General features: G+C 70.0%; 5 protein-coding genes. 2 read left to right on the top strand and 3 right to left on the bottom strand.

Features of this window, described 5'->3' with window-relative positions; translation table 11 throughout:
• The 3 genes from Q0066_RS01120 to Q0066_RS01110 all read right to left on the bottom strand — a co-directional run.
• Nucleotides 1-149: Ku protein (locus Q0066_RS01120; protein ID WP_366521488.1), on the bottom strand; the 149-nt coding region annotated here is incomplete at its 3' end.
• Between the two features lie 139 nt (nt 150-288).
• Nucleotides 289-744 carry a hypothetical protein gene (locus Q0066_RS01115; protein WP_298129218.1) on the bottom strand — a complete coding sequence of 152 codons (456 nt, stop codon included), beginning with the start codon at nt 742-744 and terminating at the stop codon, nt 289-291.
• The gene (locus tag Q0066_RS01110) at nt 744-2,003 is read right to left on the bottom strand and encodes a wax ester/triacylglycerol synthase domain-containing protein (RefSeq protein ID WP_298129216.1); all 1,260 of its coding nucleotides are present in this window, start codon (nt 2,001-2,003) and stop codon (nt 744-746) included. Before Q0066_RS01110 ends, Q0066_RS01115 begins: the two co-directional genes overlap by 1 nt.
• 108 nt (nt 2,004-2,111) lie before the next feature.
• Between Q0066_RS01110 and Q0066_RS01105 the strand changes: the two genes are divergently transcribed.
• Nucleotides 2,112-2,522, top strand: a complete 411-nt coding sequence (locus tag Q0066_RS01105) for a hypothetical protein (RefSeq protein ID WP_298129214.1) — start codon at nt 2,112-2,114, stop codon at nt 2,520-2,522.
• Nucleotides 2,519-3,805: a hypothetical protein gene (locus Q0066_RS01100; protein ID WP_298129212.1), complete on the top strand. Its 1,287-nt coding sequence runs from the start codon at nt 2,519-2,521 to the stop codon at nt 3,803-3,805. Before Q0066_RS01105 ends, Q0066_RS01100 begins: the two co-directional genes overlap by 4 nt.
• Nucleotides 3,806-3,809 lie beyond the last annotated feature (4 nt).

Genomic DNA, 3,809 nt, shown 5'->3' with positions numbered 1-3,809 from the left:
TCGCAGACCCGCTTGTACTTGATCCGTCCGCCGTCCTCGGGATGCACCTGACGGAACGACAGGTCCTTGGTCTCGGTGGCGCCGTACACCTTGATCGGGATGGTGATCAGGCCGAACGAGATCGCGCCCTTCCAGATGGATCGTGGCATCCCGGTCTCCTCGTCGCCCGCTGACTGGTGGTCCCCAGCCTGCCGCATCACCCCAAGTCACACCAGCACCCCTGAGGTTGAAGGCCGTCACGGCGACACCCCTTCGTCGGTTTCGTCATCCCGGCGCGGGCCTTCGTCATCACACGACCAGCGACTTCCACTCCGTCGGGCCATGCCACAACAACTCGTTGTCAGCGAGGAACTCCGCCACCGCAGGATCATCCCAGGCCACGTCCAAGGTCCGCCCGCCGACGAGCGCGGCCAGCGCCTCGGCAGAAGCCGGCGACTCATCGGCGAACAGGGCCGTCACTGCATCGAAACCGAGGACGCCGACACTCACCTCGCCGAACTCGGCGCCTGCCACCGGCGTTCCGGACGCCTCGACCACCGCGACCAGCCGCCGTCCGCCCCGCAGCAGCGACGCCAGTCCGGCGATGTGCAGCACGGTGTGTTCGGCGTCCTCGTCGTCGGCCGGGTCGAATCCGAAGGTGGATCGCAGCGAGGGGGTGACTGCGTAGCCGGCCGACGGCCGATGCCGTCCACTATCGGCCCACCCGGCTAGTTCCGGAGCGGTGAGCGGCACGAAGACCAGCATCAGCGCACCTCTCGCCGCAGCACGCCGAGCTCGTCGACGACATCGCGGGCGAAGGTCGGCAGCGGAGCGACCGCGCTGGCGGCGAAGGTGACCCGGCCGTCCAGGCTGCTGACGCCGACGCTGATCTGCTGCTCGTCGATGGTGGAGGCGAACGCGTGCAGCGCGCGGACCCGCCGCTCCCCCAGCCAGCGCGGCGTCGCCGGCCCTGGCACGTTGGCGATCAGTACTTGATGCGGACGCCCGCTGGTCACGGTGGCGGCGGCGACCGCGTGGGTGCTGGGCGGCGGGAAGCCGGCCAGATCGGTCAGCTGGGCCACCGGAACCAGCCGGTCGGAGTCGATCCGGGCCTGGGTGAGGGTGGCGATGGCGATCAGCCGTTCTCGGGCGGTGAGCGTGGTGACCGGCAGCTGCACGTATTGGGGCGCGACCTGGCAGCCCAGGGCGCTGGTGCCACCGTCGTCGACCGCCAGCGGGACGAGGGCCACCGGATCGTGCAGGGGCTTGTCGCCGGCCACCTGCCAGCCCCGGACGCCGGCGGTCGCCAACGCCACGATCACGTCGTGCACGGTGCAGCCAACGGCGCGGGCGATCGCGGCCAGGTCGGCCAGCGGGCATTCCACCGCGGCCACATGCCGCGGCTCCGGCACCGTCGTCACCTGCCGGACGCCGTACTCGGCCAACCCGCCGAGCCCAGCAGCGGCCTCCCGGACGGCACGCAGCGGATCGCTCACGTTGCGCAGCAGTCCCGCGAACCCGGGGGCCGCCTCGTCCTCGGACGGCCGCCAGTCGGGCACGTCGGCACTGATCGGGGTGGGCTGTTCGTCGAGCAGTTCATGCAGCAGGTGGACGTTGTCGGCGCCGTCGATCAACGCCGGATGCGCCCGCACCACCAACGCCCACGACCCCCCGACCAGGCCGGTCAGGATCGTGGCGTCCCACAACGGGTGCAGCCGATCCAGCGGGACGGCGAGCTGCTCAGCGAGCCAGGTCTCGATGGTCGTACCGGACGGCAGGGTGACGCTGTGCAGATGGCCGGCGATGTTGAAGCCCCGGTCGTCCACCCAGGCCTGCAGCCCGGTGCCTGCGAGCTTCTGCCGGAAGCGCGGCGCATAGCCGATGCGTTGTGCGATCAGTCGACCCATTTCGGACGCCGCGGGCGGCGGGCCCTCCACCACCAGCACGCTCAGCTGATGCCAGGGTTGCGCCGGTTGGTCGCGGGCGAGCAGTTGTGCCTCGGCCCTGCTCACGGAAACCGCCACGTGCCCTTCTCCTTGCTGTCGCCGACTCGTTCGGTCAGCCTACTTCGTGCGTTTCGTGGACGGCCCGTGTGCGCGTGCAAGAATCGGCGGGTGCGCAGAATCCTTCCCGTGGCCGCCCTTCTCGTACTCACCGCCGGTTGTGCCGGTGCTCCCGCGCCGACCCCGAGCGCCAGCAGTTCGCCGCTGGTGACACCGGCGTCCGCGACGGCGTCCAGTAGCCCCACGCTGGCCAGTCCGAGCACGGCGCCCACGCCTGGAGTGACGACCATCACCATCGAACTCGCCAACGGCAAGGTGTCGCCGAACGGCAGCAGGATCAACCTGACCAAGGGTCAGACGTTCGTTCTCGACATCACCTCCGACCGCGACGACCAGGTGCACGTGCACGGCTTCGACAAGGCGATCGGGGTGAAGGCGGGGCAGCACCTCACGGTCGAGATGACCGCCGACCGCACCGGCCGGTACGAAGTGGAATCCCATCATCCCGAGTTGTTGATCGCCGTCCTGCAGATCCGGTGAGGCTGCCGCTGCACGGACTCGGCTCACGGCAGGACCTGCCGCTGCCCTTCGAGTTCGTCCTGCTCGGTGCCGCGCTGGCGCTGGTGGTGTCGTTCGCGGTGCTGATCGTCGCCTGGCGGCACCCCCGGTACACCCGGCCGTCCGGCCTGGCACTGCCCGGACTGACCCGGTTCGTCGACCGCCCGGCCGCCCGCGCCGGCGTCCGGATCGTCATGCTGGCGGTGTTCGGCTGGATGGCGCTGGCGCTGTGGTTCGGCCAGGACCTGGTGACGAACCCGATCTTCGGTTTCGTCTTCGTCTGGGTCTGGGTGGGCCTGGTGCCGGTCTCGCTGCTGTTCGGACCGGTCTGGCGGCGGGCGAACCCGTTGCGGACGTTGGCCAGGCTGGTGCTCGCGGTGCGTGCTCCGGTGCGGCCGCTGCGCGAGGCGACCTGGCGGCGGATCGGCGTCCTGCCCGGGGTGCTGACCCTGCTGGGGTTCGCCTGGCTGGAACTGGTTCAGCCCGACAACAACACGCTGGTGGTGCTGCGCTGGTGGACGATCGCCTGGCTGATCCTGACCCTCGGTGGCGCGGTGCTGTTCGGTGAGCGGTGGATCGCCGCCACCGACCCGTTCGAAGTGTTCGCCGAACGCATCGCCACGCTGTCGCCGTGGCAGCGCATCGACGGTGTTGTCCACCTCACCAACCCCCTTCGGCATGCCGCGACCGCGGTCGTCCCGCGTGGCGCCGCCTGGGTGAACTGCACGCTGCTGGGCATCACCGCCTACGACAGCTTCACCAACACCACCGGCTGGGTCGGCTGGGTACAGACGTCGGCCCTGCCCCGGGAGTGGTGGGGCACCGCGGGTCTGATCGGCATGACGCTGCTGGTCGGAGCGGCGTTCGCCCTGGCGGCGCGGGCGACGGCTGCCGGCTGGTCCGACACCGCCGCGGCGAGTCTGGTCCCGATCGTCATCGGCTACTCGTTCGCGCACTACCTGAGCCTGCTGGTGATCGAAGGCCAGCGGACGGCGATCCTGGCCTCCGATCCCCTGGGCCTGGGCTGGAACGTCTTCGGCACGGCGGAACTCGGAGTCAACACCGGCATCTTCGACTACCCCGACGTGGTGGCCGTCATCCAGCTCACCGCCATCGTGGTGGGACACCTGCTGGGCGTCTTGCTCGCCCACGATGAGTCCCTGGTGGTGCTGCAGGGCAAACGAGTGATCGTCGGGCAGCTACCGATGCTGATCCTGATGGTCGGTTACACCTGCGCGGGCCTGCTGCTGCTCTTCTCCCCCTGACCAT

Source organism: Micropruina sp. (assembly GCF_027492755.1).
Taxonomy (GTDB): Bacteria; Actinomycetota; Actinomycetes; order Propionibacteriales; family Propionibacteriaceae; genus Micropruina.
This window is presented reverse-complemented; position numbering and strand designations above follow the sequence as displayed.